Source organism: Sphingomonas sp. BK345 (assembly GCF_014193845.1).
GTDB lineage: Bacteria > Pseudomonadota > Alphaproteobacteria > Sphingomonadales > Sphingomonadaceae > Sphingomonas.
This window is the reverse complement of the sequence record NZ_JACHZX010000005.1, coordinates 141,709-158,635: the sequence shown is the minus strand read 5'-3', so window position 1 is coordinate 158,635 and position 16,927 is coordinate 141,709. Positions and strand designations below refer to the sequence as shown.

General features: G+C 70.3%; 16 protein-coding genes. 9 read left to right on the top strand and 7 right to left on the bottom strand.

Annotation, left to right across the window (positions count from 1 at the left end):
• Window positions 1-12 precede the first annotated feature (12 nt).
• Window positions 13-873 carry a 3-keto-5-aminohexanoate cleavage protein gene (locus FHY03_RS15985; RefSeq protein WP_183923421.1) on the bottom strand — a complete coding sequence of 287 codons (861 nt, stop codon included), beginning with the start codon at window positions 871-873 and terminating at the stop codon, window positions 13-15.
• 232 nt (window positions 874-1,105) lie between these two features.
• On the opposite strand from FHY03_RS15985, the gene FHY03_RS15980 reads away from it, so the two are divergent.
• The 6 genes from FHY03_RS15980 to FHY03_RS15955 all read left to right on the top strand — a co-directional run bounded on the left by FHY03_RS15980 (window position 1,106) and on the right by FHY03_RS15955 (window position 10,545).
• Window positions 1,106-3,433, top strand: a complete 2,328-nt coding sequence (locus tag FHY03_RS15980) for a glycoside hydrolase family 31 protein (RefSeq protein ID WP_183931657.1) — start codon at window positions 1,106-1,108, stop codon at window positions 3,431-3,433.
• A gap of 207 nt (window positions 3,434-3,640) precedes the next feature.
• Complete coding sequence (locus FHY03_RS15975) at window positions 3,641-4,429, top strand: IclR family transcriptional regulator (RefSeq protein ID WP_183923425.1); 789 nt, start codon at window positions 3,641-3,643, stop codon at window positions 4,427-4,429.
• Between the two features lie 290 nt (window positions 4,430-4,719).
• Window positions 4,720-5,994 carry an L-fuconate dehydratase gene (locus FHY03_RS15970; protein ID WP_183931656.1) on the top strand — a complete coding sequence of 425 codons (1,275 nt, stop codon included), beginning with the start codon at window positions 4,720-4,722 and terminating at the stop codon, window positions 5,992-5,994.
• Between the two features lie 232 nt (window positions 5,995-6,226).
• Complete coding sequence (locus FHY03_RS15965; protein ID WP_311721956.1) at window positions 6,227-7,738, top strand: ATPase domain-containing protein; 1,512 nt, start codon at window positions 6,227-6,229, stop codon at window positions 7,736-7,738.
• Window positions 7,735-9,768 carry an ATP-binding protein gene (locus tag FHY03_RS15960; RefSeq protein ID WP_311721954.1) on the top strand — a complete coding sequence of 678 codons (2,034 nt, stop codon included), beginning with the start codon at window positions 7,735-7,737 and terminating at the stop codon, window positions 9,766-9,768. The genes FHY03_RS15965 and FHY03_RS15960 overlap by 4 nt, the downstream gene beginning before the upstream one ends.
• A gap of 108 nt (window positions 9,769-9,876) precedes the next feature.
• Window positions 9,877-10,545 carry a hypothetical protein gene (locus FHY03_RS15955; protein WP_183931655.1) on the top strand — a complete coding sequence of 223 codons (669 nt, stop codon included), beginning with the start codon at window positions 9,877-9,879 and terminating at the stop codon, window positions 10,543-10,545.
• 107 nt (window positions 10,546-10,652) lie between these two features.
• Here FHY03_RS15955 and FHY03_RS15950 read toward each other — a convergent pair whose 3' ends face one another.
• Window positions 10,653-11,354 (bottom strand): NAD-dependent deacylase, encoded by a 702-nt coding sequence (locus FHY03_RS15950; protein WP_183923433.1) that lies wholly within the window; start codon window positions 11,352-11,354, stop codon window positions 10,653-10,655.
• Window positions 11,355-11,425: 71 nt separating this feature from the next.
• Here FHY03_RS15950 and FHY03_RS15945 point away from each other — a divergent pair, with 71 nt between their 5' ends.
• Window positions 11,426-11,584, top strand: a complete 159-nt coding sequence (locus tag FHY03_RS15945) for a hypothetical protein (protein WP_183931654.1) — start codon at window positions 11,426-11,428, stop codon at window positions 11,582-11,584.
• Window positions 11,585-11,603: 19 nt separating this feature from the next.
• Here the strand turns inward: FHY03_RS15945 and FHY03_RS15940 are convergent, their stop codons facing one another.
• The 3 genes from FHY03_RS15940 to phhA all read right to left on the bottom strand — a co-directional run bounded on the left by FHY03_RS15940 (window position 11,604) and on the right by phhA (window position 13,542).
• Window positions 11,604-11,810, bottom strand: a complete 207-nt coding sequence (locus FHY03_RS15940; RefSeq protein ID WP_183923437.1) for a hypothetical protein — start codon at window positions 11,808-11,810, stop codon at window positions 11,604-11,606.
• 107 nt (window positions 11,811-11,917) lie between these two features.
• On the bottom strand, window positions 11,918-12,478 hold the full coding sequence (locus FHY03_RS15935) for an FxDxF family PEP-CTERM protein (protein WP_183923439.1): 561 nt from the start codon (window positions 12,476-12,478) through the stop codon (window positions 11,918-11,920).
• A 191-nt stretch (window positions 12,479-12,669) separates the two neighbouring features.
• Entirely contained in the window at window positions 12,670-13,542 is an 873-nt protein-coding gene (gene phhA, locus FHY03_RS15930; protein ID WP_183923441.1) for a phenylalanine 4-monooxygenase, read from the bottom strand.
• 23 nt (window positions 13,543-13,565) lie between these two features.
• Between phhA and FHY03_RS15925 the strand changes: the two genes are divergently transcribed.
• The gene (locus FHY03_RS15925; protein WP_311721950.1) at window positions 13,566-14,228 is read left to right on the top strand and encodes a TIGR02117 family protein; all 663 of its coding nucleotides are present in this window, start codon (window positions 13,566-13,568) and stop codon (window positions 14,226-14,228) included.
• A gap of 133 nt (window positions 14,229-14,361) precedes the next feature.
• On the opposite strand, the gene FHY03_RS15920 is transcribed toward FHY03_RS15925, so the two are convergent.
• The gene (locus FHY03_RS15920) at window positions 14,362-14,727 is read right to left on the bottom strand and encodes a hypothetical protein (RefSeq protein WP_183923443.1); all 366 of its coding nucleotides are present in this window, start codon (window positions 14,725-14,727) and stop codon (window positions 14,362-14,364) included.
• 110 nt (window positions 14,728-14,837) lie between these two features.
• Here FHY03_RS15920 and FHY03_RS15915 point away from each other — a divergent pair, with 110 nt between their 5' ends.
• Window positions 14,838-15,743: a pirin family protein gene (locus tag FHY03_RS15915; protein WP_183931653.1), complete on the top strand. Its 906-nt coding sequence runs from the start codon at window positions 14,838-14,840 to the stop codon at window positions 15,741-15,743.
• On the opposite strand, the gene FHY03_RS15910 is transcribed toward FHY03_RS15915, so the two are convergent.
• Window positions 15,730-16,731, bottom strand: coding sequence for a bile acid:sodium symporter family protein (locus tag FHY03_RS15910; RefSeq protein ID WP_183931652.1), 1,002 nt, complete (start codon window positions 16,729-16,731; stop codon window positions 15,730-15,732). The two genes, FHY03_RS15915 and FHY03_RS15910, sit on opposite strands and share 14 nt — an antisense overlap.
• Window positions 16,732-16,927: the final 196 nt, after the last annotated feature.

Below are 16,927 nucleotides of genomic sequence, written 5' to 3'. Positions count from 1 at the left end.
GCCTCGCTTACCTCACGCCCGCCCATATTGCCCGTTCCCCGGCGCCAGCCCGAGCAGCTCGCGGATCCGCGCCGGCGACATCGGCGCCCGTTCGGCGACCTCGGCGAGCCGCACCACGCGCTCGACCAGCTGGCGATTGGTGGCCAGCGTGGCGCGTGCGCGGTCGAGCCAGATGTTGTCCTCCAACCCGACACGCACGTGGCGCCCCAGCGCCGCCGCGAGCGACGCCGCGGGGGTCTGCGCCGCGCCGATCCCCGCCGCCGCCCACGTGACATCGGACGGCATCACCGCCTCCACCGCGCCGAGCTCGGTGGCGCTCGCCTGTAGACCGGCGATGTTGCCGAACAGTACGTTGCAATAGAAGGGCGGCGTGAGCATCGCGCGGGAGCGCATGTATTTAAGGTAGTTGATCATGCCGAGATCGAACACTTCGAGCTCGGGCATGATGCCGCGCTCCTGCATCCGCCGCGCCAGGAACTGGATCGTCGACGGGCTGTTCACGCTCGCCTGCTGGACGAAGTTGAGCGACGACAGCGTCAGCGAACCCATGTCGGGCTTGAGCTCGCCGTCGAGCCCCAGCGGCGCCGCACGCAGCTCTGGGTCGGTGACGTTGCGGCCACTCAGCGACACGCAGATGACCAGATCGGGCGCGTGGCGGCGGATGCCCTCGATGATCGCGGCGAACGTGTCCGGGTTGACCTCAGGCGCGCCCGACAGCGCGTCGCGCGTGTGCAGGTGCGCGATGCCGGCGCCGAGATCATAGGCGGCGAGCACGTCATCGACGATCTCGCTGACCGTGATTGGGACGTGCGGCGTGTGCTCCTTGGTGGGTACCATCCCGGTGGGAGCGAAGTTGATGATCAGATCGTCCATGCGGCTGCGCCCTTCCTCTATTCTGAGGCGCGGCACGCGGGAGCGACCGCGACCCGATGACGCGCCAGTCCTCTTCTAGGAACGCTCCTCGCCCGGTCCGCCGGTGCGGCCGGGGCGGCTAGCTCAAGACGGTCCGCCCGCACGGCAACGCGATGGTACCGCTACCGAAAAGCGCTTGAGCGATAACGTTCACTTGGGCAAAAGCCGTCATATCAATCGGAGGGGAAAGACGATGAACCGCAGGACGGCGCGTTGGGCGCGGACGCTACCGCTCGGGCTGCTCGCGCTCGGCACGCAGGCGGTCGCCGAGCCGGTCGCCACGGTCGATCGCAACGGCAGCCTCGTCGCGGTCGAGCCCTATGCCCCCAATATCGTCCGCGTCACCATCGCCACCGAGCGCGACCAGGCCGACGGCAAGCCTGGCTACGGCATCAGCGCCGCCGCCGACGCCGCGGGCTGGTCGCACAGCACCACCCAGGCGGGCGACGTCTTCGCCTCGGGCGCACTGAGCGTCACCGTCAAGGCGCAGCCCTGGCCCGCCGCGCCGAGCCAGATGCAGCGCTATTTCGCCCCCTCGCTGCCGCCGGTCTCGGTGGCGATCACCACCGCCGACGGGCGCACGATCACCATGGGCGGCTGGTCGATGGCGCCGCACACCGTCTCGGGCGAGAAGACCTTTCTCGCCGGCGCCAATTTCGAGGCCGATCCGAACGAGCATTTCTACGGGCTCGGTCAGAACCAGGAGGGGATCCTCGACCTGCGCGGGCGCACGATCGACTGCCGCCACTGGTACGACGCGCCCGCGGGCGAGCAGGTCTGCGTGCCCGTCCTCGTCTCCAGCCGCAACTACGCGATCGTGTGGGACAATCCCTCCGCCACCCGGGTCTCACCCGGGATCCACGGCCAGACCCGCTTCGAGAGCGAGGTAGGCGACCGGGTCAGCTTCTTCGTCATCACCGGCAAGTCGAGCGACGAGCTCTACGCCGGCTATGCCAAACTGACCGGCAAGACCCCGCTGCCGCCCAAAGCCGCGTTCGGGCTGATCCAGTCCAAGGCGCGCTACGAGAGCCAGCAGGAGCTGATGGCGGTGGCGGACGGCTATCGCAGCCGCGGCTACCCGCTCGACATGATGGTGCTCGACTGGTTCCACTGGACCCGGATGGGCCAGCTCGACATCGACCGGAACTTCTTCCCCGATCCCGCCGGCATGAACCGCGAGCTGCACCAGCGCGGCCTCCACTCGATCATTTCGATCTGGCCGCGCTTCGAGAAGGAGAGCCGCTACTTCAACGAGCTGGACGCGAAAGGCTGGTTCCTCAAGGACGCCGACGGCAAAACCGTGGACGGCCTGCCGGTGCGCTCCGACCGCGCCGGCGCGCTGATCGACTCGACCAACCCCGCGGCGCGCGGCTGGTTCTGGGGCAAGGTGCGCGACAACATCCTCAGCCAGGGCTTCGACTATCTCTGGCTCGACGAGACCGAGCCCGATCTCGTGCCCGACGGCTATTTCTACTCGATCGGATCGGGCGACCGCTACCACAACGTCTTCCCGCTGCTCCACACCGACGGAGCGGCCGAGGGATCGCGGCGCGATCGTCCCGATTTCCGCAACATGATCCTGTGCCGCGCGGCTTATCTCGGCACGCAGGCGAACGGCTGCCTGTTCTGGTCGTCGGACATCCAGTCGACCTGGGAGTCGCTGCGCCGCCAGGTGCCGACCGGTCTCAACATGACCGCCTCGGGCATCGCGCTCTGGTCGAGCGACACCGGCGGCTGGCAATATCCCGGCAGCAGCAAACCGGCGCACGCACCGCTGCTCAGCCCGGCGGGCGCCACCGCAATGGGCGCGAACTATCCGGATTATCCCGAACTTTTCGTACGCTGGTTCCAGTACAACAGCTTCACCCCGACGCTGCGCATTCACGGGCAGCGCCCGGCGACCGCGATCTGGGACTATGGCGCCGCCGCCGAGCCGATCCTGGCGAGCTGGTCGAAGCTGCGCTACTCGCTGCTGCCGTACATCTACCCGCTGGCACGGACCACCTACGAGACGGGTGCGCCGTTCATGCGCGCGCTGTGGATGGACTTCGCGAGCGACCCGCAGGTGGCCACCGTCGGCGACGAGTATATGTTCGGCCCCGCCTTCCTTGTCGCCCCGGTGACCGAGCAGGGCGTGACCAGCCGCCGCGTCTATCTTCCTGCGGGGAACGACTGGTACGACTGGTGGACCAATCAGAAGCACGCCGGCGGCCAGTGGATCGACGCCGCCGCGCCGATCGAGCGCATGCCGCTGTTCGTCCGCGCGGGCTCGATCGTGCCGATCGGCGCGCCGGTGGCGAACACGTCGGAGAAGCAGGCGCTGGCCGAGGTCCGCGTGTTCCCGGGCCGTGACGCGACGGCGCTCTTGTACGACGACGACGGCACCACCGAGGCCTATCGCAAGAACGGCGGCCGCAGCGCGACGCTGCGCTGGGACGAGGCGGCCGGCCGGCTCACCGCCTCGGGCGCGCTGCCGACCGGCCAGCCGGTGGCGGGGCTGGTGAAGGTGGTGGGGCGGTAACGCGGCGCTTCGCTGAGAGCACGACAATCGCCGCTTCCATCGCCGCCGCCATCCCGGACTTGGTCCGGGATGACGGTGCGGGGGAAAGACATCGCCCCAGATCGGCGCCGCTCGCTCGTCGCGACGAAGTCCTTGACCGCGCGCCCCCTCCCCCGCCTACACAGCGTCTGACAGGCGCCGACGCGCGCCACGGGAGGGGGGACGCCGATGATCGAGGACAGCGCGGGCGAGGACGAGCGCCGCTACCGCGCGCCCGCGCTGGAGAAGGGACTAGACATCCTCGAGCTGCTCGCCGCCGCGCCCAGTCCCCTCACCTTCACCGCGATCGTCAACCGGCTCGGCCGCAGCCACGGCGAGCTGTTCCGCATGGTGCAGGTGCTCCAGTTCCGCGGCTACCTCGATCAGGACCCGAGCGACGACGGCTATTTCCTCACCGACCGGCTGTTCTCGCTCGGCATGAAGCAGCCGCGCACGCAGAGCCTGGTCGAGGTCGCGCTGCCGGTGATGCGGCAGCTGTCGCTCGACATCCAGCAGTCCTGCCACCTCGCGCTGCACACGCTGGGCGAGATGGTGGTGGTGGCACGGATGGAATCGAGCGAGCAGCTCGGCTTCTCGGTTCGCGTGGGCTATCGCAAGCCGCTGGCGCAGGTCGCCTCGGGCGCGGTGCTCTACGCCTTCCAGCCCGAGGACGTGCGGCGTCGCTGGGAGGCGCTGCTCGACCCGCCACTCTCACCCGACGAGCTCGCCACCTTCCGCGCGCACGCCGACGCGGTGCGCGAGCGCCGTGTCGAGCTGACGCCTAGCCCGTTCGTCACCGGCGTCACCGACATCTCCGCGCCGGTGATGCGCGGCGGGGCGGCGGCAGCGGCGCTGACCGTGCCGTTCCTCAAGAAGATCGGCGCCGACCTGCTGCCACGCGCTGCCGCCAGGTCGGTGCGCGAGGCGGCGGACGCGATCTCGGCGCAGCTCGTCGAGGCGGATAGCCGGCTCTATTGAGCGGTGGCCGCCGCCCTCCTCCGTCCGCGCCGCTTGCACCGCCTCCGCTTCCGGCGTCATCCTGAGCTTGCCTCAGGATCCACGGTGCCGCATTCTCTGCACGCGAGGCGATCGCGGCTGTATCGTGACACGAGTGCAGGATGACCCCGGTGATCGTGCGGGCGCCCTCATCCCCGTTGTGCGCACCCTTGAACATTGGTAGCACCTGCGAACAAACCAGCAGGGGGAGGCGGCATCATTCTGGGCTATCGCAACGCAGCGACCGGCGCGCACGTGACAAAGGCGGCGGCATGACCGTGATCACCGGCCTGCAGGTGCTCGACCTGCGCTTCCCGACCTCGGCCTCGCTCGACGGCTCGGACGCGATGAACCCCGATCCGGACTATTCCGCGGCCTATTGCATCCTCGAGACCGACACGCCTGGCCTCGAAGGCCATGGCCTCACCTTCACGATCGGGCGCGGCAACGACCTGTGCTGCGCCGCGATCGAGGCGCTGCGCCCGCTGGTTGTCGGGCTCGACCTCGCCACCGTGCGTGCCGACGGCGCCGCCTTCTGGCGTCGCGTCACGGGGGACAGCCAGCTTCGCTGGGTCGGCCCCGACAAGGGCGTGATCCATCTCGCCACCGGCGCGATCGTCAACGCGGTGTGGGACCTGCTCGCCAAGGAAGCGGGCAAGCCGCTGTGGCGGCTGGTCGCGGAGATGACGCCGGCCGAGCTGGTGCGACAGATACCCTTCACCTACCTCACCGACTTCATCACCGAGGCGGAGGCGCTGGCGCTGCTCACCACGCGCGCGGCGGGCAAGGAACAGCGCATCGCAGAGCTCGAGCGCGCGGGCTACCCCTGCTACACCACCTCGGCGGGCTGGCTCGGCTATTCCGACGAGAAGCTCGAGCGGCTGTGCCGCGAGGCGATCGCCGAAGGCTTCCGCCACGTCAAGCTCAAGGTCGGCGTCAGCCTCGACGACGACGTCCGCCGCGTCGGCATCGCGCGTCGCGCGATCGGCGACGACGCGGTGCTGATGATCGACGCCAACCAGGTGTGGGAGGTCGGCCAGGCGATCGATCACGTCAACGCGCTCGCCTTCGCGCGGCCCTGGTTCATCGAGGAGCCGACCAGCCCCGACGACGTCGCCGGCCACGCCGCGATCCGCCGCGGCGTCGCCCCGGTCCGGGTCGCGACCGGCGAGATGTGCCAGAACCGCATCGTGTTCAAGCAGTTCATCGCCGAGGGCGCGATCGACGTGGTGCAAATTGACGCTTGTCGCCTTGGCGGCGTCAACGAGGTGCTGGCGGTGCTGCTGATGGCGGCCAAGGCCGAGCTGCCGGTCTGCCCGCACGCCGGCGGCGTGGGGCTGTGCGAGTACGTCCAGCATCTCGCGATGATCGACTATCTCTGTTTCTCTGGCACCGTAGAGGGACGCGTGGCGGAATATGTCGACCACCTCCACGAGCATTTCCTCGAGCCCTGCGTCGTCCGAGACGGCGCCTATCAGGCACCGACCGCGCCGGGCTATTCGATCGAGATGCGGCCGGAGACGCTGGTGGCGTACCGCCACGGCTGAGCTGGCCTGTTATGATCCTCCGCGACACGAGGAGGAGGACCGCCGGCCGCCGGCCGGTGGTGGAGAGGGGGCTTCGGCGTACGCGCCGGTGAAGGTCTCTCCACCGCCGCGCTGCGCACGGCGGTCCCCCTCCCCGGCATGCGGTTAGGATCGACGCCTGAACCCCTCTCCCTTGGCTTGATCCCCCTCAACGCCCTGGCGCTACCCTCACCGCGCGGCTGTGCTAGGGTGCGTGCCGACACGGGCGGAGGACAACGTGCCAGTAACTAGCGCAGGTGACGCGCGGATCGGGATCGCGGGGCTTGACGACGTGCTCAGCGGCGGGCTGGAACGCGCGCGTACCTTCCTGGTGGAGGGCAGCCCCGGCACCGGCAAGACCACGATCGCGATGCAGTTCCTGATCACGGGGGCGGCCCTGGACGAACGTTGCCTGTACGTGACGTTGTCAGAGACCGAGGACGAGCTGCGCGCCACCGGCCGGGCGCATGGCTGGGACCTCGCCGGGATCGACATCTACGAACTGGTGCCGCCCGAGAACCTGCTCGACGAGGAGCAGCAGCAGAGCCTGCTCTACTCGTCCGACCTCGAGCTCGGCGAAACGACCCGGCGCATCTTCGCGGCGTTCGAGCGCGCACGGCCCGATCGCGTGGTGATCGACAGCCTGTCCGAGATCCGGCTGCTGGCACAGAGTTCGCTGCGCTATCGCCGCCAGATCCTGGCTCTGAAGCATTTCTTCGCGCGAAGCGGCGCGACCGTCCTGATGCTCGACGATCTCACCACTGACGCGAACGACAAGACCGTCCACTCGGTCGCGCATGGCGTGATCCGGCTGGAGGAACTCGCGCCCGATTATGGTGCCGAGCGCCGTCGTCTGCGCGTGATCAAATACCGTGGCCGACGCTTTCGCGGCGGTTACCACGACAGTACGATCGCCACGGGCGGCGTACAGGTCTTCCCCCGGCTGATCTCGGCCGAGCACAAGGTGGATTTCACCCGCGACGTGGTCACCACCGACACCCAGGAGCTCAACAACCTGCTCGGCGGCGGCATCGAGCGCGGCTCCAGTATCCTGGTGCTCGGCCCGGCGGGCACCGGCAAGACCCTGTTGACGCTCACCTTCATCAAGACGGCGGTGGCGCGGGGTGAGCGCGCCGCGATGTTCGTGTTCGACGAGGAGATCGGCCTGCTGGTGCAGCGCGCGCTGGCGCTCGGAATCGATCTGGCGGCGATGGTCGCGGCCGGCCAGCTCACCCTTGAGCAGGTGGACGCCGCGGAGCTGACTCCGGGCGAGTTCTCGGCACGGGTACGGCATTGTGTCGAGCAGCACGGCGCGCAGACCGTGGTGGTCGACAGCCTCAACGGCTATCAGACCTCGATGCCGGGCGAACAGGCGCTGGTGCTCCACCTCCACGAGCTGCTGCAATATCTCAATCGCCGCGGCGCGACGACCTTCCTCACCGTGGCGCAGCACGGGCTGGTCGGCGACATGAGCACGCCGGTGGACGTCACCTATCTCGCCGATACGGTGATTTTGCTGCGTTATTTCGAGGCGCTCGGGCAAGTTCGCCGCGCTATCTCGGTCGTCAAGAAACGCACCGGATCACACGAGAACTCAATCCGTGAGTATCAGATCGGCGCGCGCGGCGTCTCACTCGGCGAGCCGCTCGTCGGTTTCCAGGGTATCTTACGCGGCGTCCCAGAGCTGCTCGGCGAACCCACGCTGCTCGCGCGCGAGGACGCGTGAAGCGCAGCACGCTCTCGGAGCGCGCGCTGGTACTGGCTCCACGCGGCCGCGACGCGGCGGTGGCGACCGAGATGCTCGCCGAGGCGGGGCTGGAGGCGCGCGCTTGCGACATGCTGTTGGCCCTGATCGCTGAGCTCGATCGCGGCGCCGGCTACGCCATCGTCACGGAGGAGGCGATCGCCACCGCCGACGTGCGCGCACTGTCGCACTGGATCGGCGAGCAGGAGGAATGGTCCGACCTGCCCTTCATCCTGCTGACCAGCCGCGGCGGCGGGTTGGAGCGCAATCCCGCGGCGGTGCGCCACCTCGAGCTGCTCGGCAACGTCACCTTCCTCGAGCGCCCCTTTCACCCGACCACCCTGATCAGCCTCGCGCGCGCCGCGATCCGCGCGCGGCGGCGGCAGTATGAGGCGCGCGCGCGGCTCGTCTCGATTCGCGAGAGCGAGGCGCGGTTGCGCACCCTGTTCGACACAATGGACGAGGGCTTCTGCGTCATCGAGTTCCTCGATGGGCCGCACGGACCGCTGAGCGACTATGTCCATGTCCAGGCCAACCCGGCCTATGAGCGCCATACCGGCATCGCGAACGTCGTCGGGCGAAAGGTGCGCGACATGGTCGGCGACGAGGCCGAGGGCTGGATCGAGCTCTACCGTGGCGTGCTGACCAGCGGCGAGGCGATCCGCTTCGAGCGCGAGCTGGTCGCTACGCGGCGCCACCTCGAACTCGCCGCCTTCCGCGTCGAACCGGCGAGCCGGCGCGAGGTGGCGGTGATCTTCCAGGACGTCACCGAGCGCAAGCGCGCCGAGATCGCGCTGCGTGAGCTCAACGAGACGCTGGAGCGCCGCGTCGCCGCCGCGATCGACGAGCGTGAGCTGGCGCTGGCGCAGCTGCACGAGGCACAGAAGCTCGAGACGATCGGTCAGCTCACCGGGGGCGTGGCGCACGATTTCAACAACCTGCTCACCCCGATCACGGGCGCGCTCGACCTGCTCGGCAAACGCTACGCCGAGGACGCGCGCGCGGCGCGGCTGATCGACGGCGCGCTCCAGTCGGCCGAGCGCGCCAAGACGCTGGTGCAGCGCCTGCTCCAGTTCGCACGACGCCAGGCGCTGGAGACGCGCGCGGTCGATACCGCGGCGCTGGTCCAGGGGATGCGCGACCTGATCGCCAGCTCGGTCGGCGGGCGGGTCGAGCTCAAGCTGGTGCTGCCCGACGACCTGCCGCCGGCGCTGGCCGACCCCAATCAGCTGGAACTCGCGCTGCTCAACCTATGCGTCAACGCGCGCGACGCCATGCCCGAGGGCGGTCGGCTCACCGTGGTCGCCGCAACCGAGGCGGTCGGGCCAGGCTCCGCTCTCCGCCTCGCGCCCGGCGCCTATGTGCGGCTGGCCGTGATCGATACCGGCACCGGCATGGACGAGGCGACGCTCGCGCGCGCGATCGAGCCCTTCTATTCCACCAAGGAGCGCGGCAAGGGCACCGGCCTGGGCCTGTCGATGGTTCACGGACTCGCCGCGCAGCTCGGCGGCGCCTTCGTTATGACGAGCAAGCCCGGCCAGGGCACGCGGGCCGACCTCTACCTGCCCGTCGCCGAGCGCGACGCAGAGACCGGCACGCGCCAGCGCGAGGGCGGACCGATCGCCGAGACCCGCCCGCTCGCGGTGCTGCTGGTCGACGACGAGGATCTGGTGCGCAGCGGCACCGCCGAGATGCTGCGCGATCTCGGCCATCAGGTCGCCGAGGCGGGCGACGGCGCCGCGGCGCTCGCCGCTCTCGACGACGGCCTGTCGGTCGATGCGGTGCTGACGGACTACATGATGCCGCGGATGAACGGCGCCGAGCTCGCCGCCGAGGTCCACCGCCGCCGCCCCGACCTGCCCGTGCTGGTGGTAACGGGCTATGCCGGCGGCGACCTCGCGCTGGAACTACCGCAGCTCGCCAAGCCATTCCGCCGTGCCGACCTCGCCGGCGCGCTCGCGGCGCTGACGAGCGGCGGCAAGGTGGTGCGGCTGGCCGAGCGGCGGCGCTAGCCCGACACAGCGCGCGGGCGATCGCCGCCTCGCCTCACGTGCCGAAGCCATCGCTGTCCTGCCCCCGCGCGCGCAGCTTCGCGCATGCACCGCAGCTGCGGTGAGCGCGTGGCCGTGTCGCTCGGCGCGCAGTACCTGCGCCACGTGCTTGCCGTGCACCATCAGCGGCAGACCGAGCAGCGCCAGGTCGAAGAGCGGCACCATCAGCGGCGAGCGATCGAGCAAGAGACAGGCGGTGCAGGCACCCGCGGTCAGCACGACGCCGCTCAGGCGCCAGGCGAGATCGCGCCGGGTCACGCCCGCCCTCCGGCGATCACGCGGGCGCTGGCACGCGTCAGCGCGCGCGTCGTCGCTGCGGAGGCGACGGCGGGCGCCAGCACGATGTCCGGCGCGAGGTCGTGCTCCTGCGCGAGCCCCGCGACCATGTCGGCGCAGTCGAAGGAAACACCGATGGCCCAGTCGTGGAGCGCCGCTGCGGCGGTGCGGGCGCGCGATCAGCGCGGGTGCGCCGTCGACGCCGCGTGCCTCGATCGCGACGAAGCCGAGCGCGCGCGCGTGCCGCGCCGCGGCGAGCAGCAGCGCACCGTCACCGCAGTCGGCGTCGACGATCCGCACTGCGCGGCGCCCCGCCCGGCGCAGCTCGGCCAGCGTCAGCGCCAGCACGGGCCAGCGCGCGTCCGCCATCGCGCCCGAGTGTGGCGCGGCGGGTCGCCGCGGCGCTACTCGATACGGGATCGACGGGGAACGAAGGTGAAGCGGCACCATCTCGCGTCATAGCCTGGCATGGTCGGGCGTCCGAGCGCCCGCCGGCTCCAGCTACGAGGCGGCGCATAGGCTTGCGAGAGCGATCGCGATCGATCGCGTAGCGCGCGCATATGGCGGGCTCAGCGTGCCAGCAGCGCGTCGACCCAGACCGGCACCAGCACGCCGGCCGGTCCCAGCCGCGTCTCGTCGAACCAGGCGCTGCCCGCCGAGTGCTCGAGATTGAGCTCGAGCGTCGCCGCGTCGCCCGCGGCGGCGCCGCGCACGAAGCCGGCGGCCGGATAGACCGCCCCCGACGTGCCGATGGAGACGAACAGGTCGGCACGCGCCAGCGCGGCCTCGATCCGCTCCATCTCGTACGGCATCTCGCCGAAGAAAACGATGTCGGGGCGCAGCGCGGGCGCGCCGCACGTCGGGCAGCGCGTCGCGGGCGGCAGCGCGTCATGCCACGGGTGGCGCGTGCCACAGGCGGCGCACAGCGCCGAGCGCAGCTCGCCGTGCATGTGGAGCAAGCGGCGGGCGCCGGCGCGCTCGTGCAGGTCGTCGACGTTCTGCGTCACGATCAGCAGCTCGCCCGGCCAGGCAGCGTCGAGCCGCGCCAGCGCGTCATGCGCGGCATTGGGCGCCACCGTGTCGAGCGCGGCGCGCCGCAGGTCGTAGAAGCGGTGCACCAGCGCGGGATCGCGCGCGAGCGCCTCGGGCGTGCAGACGTCCTCGACTCGGTGTCCCTCCCACAGGCCGCCCGGCCCGCGGAAGGTAGCGATGCCGCTCTCGGCCGAGACGCCGGCGCCGGTGAGGATGACGATGTTGCCGGCCGCGGTCATGCTCCACGTGATATCGCCGCGGGCCTGGGGCGGCTAGCGCTGCGTTTAAGCGAGAGACGATGGAGCCGATGATGCCGCGAGAACCGGGCCGCTATGCCACCAGACGGCTGCTGATCGCGATCGCGATCGGCGTGGTCGCGATCGTCGCGATCGTCGCGGTGACGCTGGTGTTCAAGAACAGCGCCCACAATCCTCGTCTCACCGAGCACAACCATCAGGTCGACGACTGAGAGGCGCGCCGCATCGCGGTCAGTCGGGCATGACATAGGCGAGCGCCTCGCGCGCGATCCGCTCGACGCGGCGGACGGCGTAGCGCGCGTCACCCAGCGCGACATAGCCCCCTGCGGTGGGCAGCGACACCTCGTCGCGCTCGCAGAGGAAGCGCTTCGGCTGATCCTGGCAATAGGTCACGCGGGTGGTGCCCGCGAGCGACGGCGTCATGGGTCGGCTCGACATGGTGCGATGTCCTGGCCGCCGGCGGTCAGCCGGCGCGTGGTGGGGGCGACGCGATCCCGCGCCGCCCCCGATACGCCGACTCACGTCGACGCGCAGCGGGATGGTCCTCAGACCGCCTGGCTGAAACGCACCGTGGTGCGGCGACGACGCATCGCATAGCCGACCACGCCGAAGCCCATGATCATCATCGCCCAGGTGGCCGGCTCGGGCACCGCCGAGGTGACCGGGGTGAAGGTCGCCTGGCCGCCGTACGCGCCGTTGCCGCGCGACACGCCGTTGACCACCAGGCGATTGAGCTCGCCGGCCACGATCGGCACGTTGTTGGTGAACGCGACCTCGAACGCGCCGCCCGCGGTCTTCGTGATCTGCGCCGCGATGTCGTTGATCGTCACCGAGGTGAAGTCGAGATCGTTGGCCGAACCGAGGTCGGTGACGCTGGTGGTCACCGTGCCGCTACCCAGGCCGTTGGTCGGCAGCGTGAAGGTGAAGGTGTCGGAGAAGACGCCGGCGGCGATACCGGTGGCGAAGAACGCACCCGAGAAGGTGCCGTTGGGGCCGGCGGTCGCCTGGAAGTTGGACGAGCCGACCGGGTAGGTGGCGGCGGCGGCGGGGGCGGCAGCACCGATCACCGCGGCGGCGGCAGCGGCGATAGCGACGACAGATCTCATGTATGAACTCCCTGACTGGAACACGACTTCGGCGCACGAAGCCGTCGCTCAGAATGCCCGAGAGCGCAGATCGAAGTGACTCCCTTGTTGACCCCGCCTGCCCCAGCGCGAGGCAGCCAAAACAGATGCTTGTTCTTTTTCTTCGGGAACTTTCCCGCGTGGGTGGTAACGGGACCGCTCCTGGGCGCCGCCTACGCCTCCGCCGCGCGACGCGCATGCGCCTGAGAGCCGCGCGTGATCACCTCATCCCCGGGCAGGATCGTCGCGACCGGCACGTCGGGCTGCGCCAGGATCTCGCCGTAGAGCGGCGCGAAGTCGGTTTCCACGGTCGCGCGCAGCAGCGCGTCGAAACTCGGGATGACGAAATAATTCTGCTGGAAGTCGTCGATGCGATAGTCGGTGCGCATCACCCGCTTCAGGTCGAAGGCGATCCGGTGGGGACTGTCGCTCTCCAGCGCGAACCGGGTCTCGGCCGCGGATGAGACGATCCCCGAACCGTAGATGCGCAGCCCGTCGCCCTCGTCGATCAGTCCGAACTCGACCGTGTACCAATAGAGGCGGCCGAGTTGCTTGAGCGCGCCGAGCTCCAGCGCGCGCTGCCCGCCGCGGCCATAAGCCTCCAGATAATCGGCGAAGACCGGGTCAGCGAGCATCGGCACGTGGCCGAACACGTCGTGGAAGACGTCGGGCTCCTGGATATAGTCGAGCTGGTCGGGGCGCCGGATGAAATTGCCCGCGACGAAGCGGCGGTTCGCCATATGGTCGAAGAACACGTCGTCGGGCACCAGCCCCGGCACCGCCACCACCTGCCAGCCGGTCAGCTTCATCAGCCGCTCGGACAGTTCGGCGAAGTCAGGGATCCCGGGCTTGGACAGGTTGAGCACGTCCAGCCCGCGCAGATAGGCGTCGGCCGCGCGCCCCGGCAGCAGCGCGCGCTGGCGCTGGAACAGCATGTCCCAGGTGGCGTGTTCCTCGGCGGTATAGTGCGACCAGTCCTGCGCGACGGTCCAGTCGGTCGCGGCACCGGGCGGCGGGGAATCGAGCACGTGTGTTTCCTCGGTCATGCGACGCGGTATAGCATGGTCGCGTGCCCCGCCTATCCGCCTCGCTCGGTCGCCTGCTTGCCGCGCTGGCGCTGCTGCTCTTCGGCTATGCGGTGGCGGGGACCATCGGCGGGCTGATCCCGCGCCACCCGGGCTGGCGCCCGCCGCCGCAGGGCGTGACGATCTGGGTCGAGGACAATGGCGTTCACACCGGTCTGGTGCTGCCCAAGCGTGCCGCCGGGATCGACTGGACCGCCGACTTCCCCGGCGTGGACCTCGCCGACCCGCGCTACGCCGGCCATGACCATGTCGCGATCGGCTGGGGCGAGCGCGGCTTCTATCTCGGCACGCCGACCTGGTGGGACGTGCGACCGGGCGTGCTGCTCGGCGCGGCGCTCGGCAGCGACTCGACGCTGGTCCATGTCGAGCACGTGCCGCGCCCACTCCTCGGCGATGACGTGCGCGCGATCGTGCTACGGCCCGAGGAATATCGCCGCTTGGCGGCGGCGATCCGCGCCAGCCGCGCCGCAGGGCCGGCGGTACACGGCTATTATGGCTACGACGCCTTCTACCCAGGCGCGGGGCGGTACGATGCGATCACGACCTGCAACGCCTGGACCGGGAACACCCTGGCGGCAGCGGGAGTGCGCGTCGGGCGCTGGACGCCCTTCCCGGTGACCGTGATGCGGTGGTTCTCACGAGAGTGAGTTGTCATCGTCATGTTCGTGCCACGGCGTAGGCCGCGGCCCGGGTGGGACACGCTTAAGAGACCGATTGACGCCGCTCCAGCTGGGCGCCGGCCTTCGCCGGGGCACAAGAACAGAGCGTCGACGAGCAGCCTTAGTTCGCCGCGCCGGTCTGGTTCGCCATCTCGCCGCGCGTCGCCGCGAGCGTCGGCCCCGGGCCGGTCGCGGGGCGGAGCGACTCGCGCTCGGACGCGGGCACCGGCGCGGTCGGGTCCGGCCGGAAGGCCTCAGGCGCGCGCGTCGTGCCCGGTGTCGGCGCGTCGGCGGCCAGATCTGGCGCGGCATGCTCGGCGTCGTCGGCGGGGAAGTAGCGGTCGAACCAGCCGAACTTCAGTGCCGCGCCGATACCCGCGGCGACCGCGCCGATCAGGCCGGCGGCCGCGATCGCGCGGTCGCGGCGGTGGTGATCCGGCTTGTAGCCGCGCTTGCTCTTGCCCTTCGGCTTGCTCTTCTGGGTCATGCGCGGGTCAACGGGCGGCACGCGCGCGCGTTCCGCCACCGCCAAGCCCCGAAGGTTTTCGCCGCGCCGCCAACCTGCTAGCCCGGTCACCCGCAACCGAGAGACGCGCCATGTCGACCCGCGACGACCTGATCCTGCAGACGCTCGAGCCCGCCACGCACGATCTCGGCGGTTTCAAAGTGTATCGCACCCTGCCCCATCGCGAGCGCACGATGGTGGGCCCGTTCCTGTTCTTCGACCAGATGGGGCCGGCGCATCTCGCCCCCGGCGACGGCGTCGACGTGCGTCCGCACCCGCACATCGGCCTGTCGACCGTCACCTACCTGTTCGACGGTGCGTTCCAGCACAAGGACTCGCTCGGCACCGACGCGCGGATCACGCCCGGCGCGGTCAACCTGATGACGGCGGGGACCGGCATCGTCCACTCCGAACGCTCGCCCGCCGACGTGCGCGCCGACGGCCCCGCGCTCGCCGGCATCCAGACCTGGCTCGCGCTGCCCGACGGACGCGAGGACATCGCCCCCGCCTTCGAGCATGTCGGCGCGGGCGACCTGCCGATCGTCGAGGCGGGCGGCGCGCGCGCGCGTGTCATCATGGGGTCGCTGTGGGGGGCACGCGCCCCGACCACCACCTATGCCGACACGATCTACGCCGACGTGGTGCTCGATCCGGGCGCGAGCGTGCCGATCGATGTCAGCACCGACGAGCGCGCGCTCTATCTGGCAGAGGGCGATGCCTCGCTCGACGGGCTCGTGCTCGAACCGCGCAAGCTCTACGTGCTGCGACCCGGCACCGCCGCGACGCTGAGCTCGGCGCTGGGCGGGCGCGCGATGCTCGCCGGCGGCGCCGCCTTCGCCACCAAGCGCCACGTCTGGTGGAATTTCGTCCACTCGTCGCGCGAGGCGATCCGCGAGGCCAAGCGCGCCTGGATGGCGGGCGAGTTCGCGCGCGTGCCCGGCGACGAGAAGGAGTGGATCCCGATCCCCGAGGTGCCCAAGACCGTCAGCTACCCGTGATCGCGGCCGGCGCCGGCGTGTCGGTGCGCTCGGCGTAGCGCCGCGCCAGCACCGCGCAGACGAACAGCTGGATCTGGTGGAACAGCATCAGCGGCAGCACGATCAGCCCGACCGAGGCGGCGGGGAACAGGATCGCCGCCATCGGGATGCCGCTCGCCATGCTCTTCTTCGAGCCGCAGAAGACGATCGCGATCTCGTCCTCCTTGCTGAAGCCGAGCGCGCGGGCCGCGGCGCGGGTGGCGAAGAGCACCAGCGCCAGCATCACGCTGGCGATCACGACGATCGCGACGAGGTCCACCACCGACACCTGCGTCCAGATCCCCGCGACCATCCCGGCGCTGAAGGCGGCGTAGACGACGACCAGCACCGAGCCGCGGTCGACCGTCGCGGTGAGCTTGGGGTGGCGCAGCAGCCACTGGCCGATCAGCGGGCGCAGCAGCTGGCCGACGACGAAGGGCAGCAGGATCTGCACCGCAATCTCCTCCAGCGCGGCGAGCGACACGCCCCCGCTCGCCGCGGGCATCAGCTGCGCGACGAGCAGCGGGGTGAGCAGCGTGCCGACGAGATTCGACAGCGACGCGCTGCACAGCGCCGCCGGGACGTTGCCGCGCGCGATCGAGGTGAAGGCGATCGAGGACTGGACGGTGGAGGGCAGCAGGCTAAGGAACAGCAGCCCTGTGACCGCCGGCGCGGGCAGGAAGGGCCCGGTCCCCGCTGCGGTCGCGATGCCGATCAGAGGGAAGAGCACGAAGGTGCTGGCGAACACCAGCGCCTGCAGCCGCCAGTGCATCAGTCCCGCCCAGATCGCCTCTGGCGCGAGCCGCGCGCCGTACAGAAGGAACAGCAGCGCCACCGCGACCGTCACCGCGCCGTCCGCGACGCTGGTGAAGGCGCCGCGCGCGGGCAGCAGCGCGGCGAGCGCGACGGTCGCGATCAACAGCAGCAGATAGCGGTCGACGCGCGGCCAGCGGAAGGAGCGGGAGGACATGCGGGACCTTTCGTTCGTGGTGGCGTCGGTCGCGTAGGATGCGGCTTCGGTGGCACGGCGCTGAGAGCGAGCGCCGCTTCATTCAGAGACGTCGCTCTTCGAGTATGTGTCGCCAAGCCGGGAGTGCGTCTCATCGCCACGCCTCCTCGCACCGGCGTCCCTTTATAGCCGCACCGTCCGCCCCCTCCCGTCATCC